The organism is Clostridium sp. MCC328, from assembly GCF_018785465.1.
Lineage (GTDB): Bacteria > Bacillota > Clostridia > Lachnospirales > Lachnospiraceae > Pilosibacter > Pilosibacter fragilis.
Genome location: NZ_WQPW01000041.1, coordinates 1 through 353, shown reverse-complemented (window position 1 = coordinate 353; position 353 = coordinate 1). Strand labels below are relative to the sequence as shown.

The 353-nt window shown below is 55.0% G+C and carries 1 pseudogene; it reads left to right on the top strand.

From position 1 onward, the window contains the following. Positions 1-353: pseudogene (locus tag GPK83_RS07935) on the top strand (SEL1-like repeat protein); the annotation flags it as partial.

Genomic DNA, 353 nt, shown 5'->3' with positions numbered 1-353 from the left:
GAAACGATGATTTATCACTGCGAGGATCACACCTGTAATTATTGGGATGAAGGCGAAAAGCTGCCGGAGCGCTGTCCGCAGTGCGGCCGGAAATTGCTGCGCGCCAACGAGGCCGATATGACCGGAGATGATTGGACGGCTTTAGGCAACACCCTTTGGGATGCAGAGGCATCGGATAAAAAGCGCATGGTGGATTGTTTTCGGAAAGCTGCATATCTCGGCAGCGCATGGGGCGTATGCAATCTGGGCATCTGCATGGAGCAGGGAAACGGCGTGGAGGCGGATCCGGTTCAGGCTTTTTGGCTTTATCAACAGGCGGTGGAAATGGGGAGCCTGAATGCGGTGTGCTGCTT